General features: G+C 32.4%; 1 protein-coding gene. It reads left to right on the top strand.

What is annotated here, in order from left to right:
* Positions 1 to 407 precede the first annotated feature (407 nt).
* The gene (locus F6K13_RS34045; protein WP_287290073.1) at positions 408 to 1,172 is read left to right on the top strand and encodes a hypothetical protein; all 765 of its coding nucleotides are present in this window, start codon (positions 408 to 410) and stop codon (positions 1,170 to 1,172) included.
* Positions 1,173 to 1,202 lie beyond the last annotated feature (30 nt).

The following is a 1,202-nucleotide window of genomic DNA, read 5'->3' as shown; positions in this document are numbered from 1 at the left end:
ACTTCCTGACATTTGTGTATAAGGCCATTATCCTGTACTATGACTCTCATACGTCCTAATTTTTCTCCTTCTTGAGCTTCTCCCTCCATCATCTGGATGTAAGATTTACGATTCACCACCGATAACGCTCACCATAAACAAAGCTGATTAGAGGTTTAAACAGCGCGATAATGCTTAATCTAGGACATCGATGCTTTGTCTGTTCAAAAGATTTTTGTTCACCTCAATTAGTAATATTAGCACTAGAGAATCAGCATCAGGGTTTTACACAAAATTTAACACGATCTAATCTTATCATACAAGATCCATTATCTTATACAATTTTACTTTAAATAAGTCACAAATAGAGGCTTTATGTGTGACAGCCATTTAGTGAAATTGTATTAGATTTAGACACATATATATCAATGATATTCACAAAAACTAATTTACCAAGACAAGTTGCTATCTATATACTTGTAATTACTGGTTCACTGATTCTTTATGGTTATTCTTTTAACTCTTCCCAAAATGTAGCACTTGACGTTCCATATGTTCAAGCTTTCATCGATCCTCAAATTTATAGTAAAGATTTTTATGTTCAAGAATTCTTAAACTTTACACCAAGATACTACCATCAAAAATTAATATCTTTAACAGCTAGCTTAGGTTTAGGTTTATCCTTGACCTACTTACTTTACTATATAATGGCTTTTTCCTCCCTTGTAACAGGCTTGTATCTTATAGGGAAAAAGTTTGGTCATTCTATTTTATCAGGAGCACTACTGGCTTTTTTGGTTTTAAATACACATAACTTAGAAGCAACAGTTGGATATACAAGCATTTTTAGAACTGAACCAACTCCTAGTATTTTCGCAATGGGATTGGCAATTTGGGGAATTTATTATTGCTTTTGTAATAACTGGTTTAGAGGGTACTTATTTTTTGGATTGGCCTGTCTCTTACAATTTTTAGTTGGTTTTTTACCAGGGTGTTTGTTTATTCCTATATTATTGAGATATGCACATAAAAATCATTCTCTGAAAACTTTAATAATTTCTTTAGTAATATTTGTAGGCTTTGCTTGTTTAGTTTATGTTCCCATGAAGTTAACAGGAGCAACTAATAGTGAGATTCTAAGTGACTCAGAATTTATTATTGGTATGGTTATATTCGCCATCCTCACCACATAATTCCTTCTCGGTTTTCGATTCAAGAATGGA

This window comes from Okeania sp. SIO2B9 (assembly GCF_010672505.1).
Taxonomy (GTDB): domain Bacteria; phylum Cyanobacteriota; class Cyanobacteriia; order Cyanobacteriales; family Microcoleaceae; genus Okeania; species Okeania hirsuta.
This window is presented reverse-complemented; position numbering and strand designations above follow the sequence as displayed.

What these genes read in the sequence shown, in the direction of transcription:
- F6K13_RS34045 (WP_287290073.1), top strand. Translation starts at nt 408, where the DNA reads ATGATATTCACAAAAACTAATTTACCAAGACAAGTTGCTATCTATATA.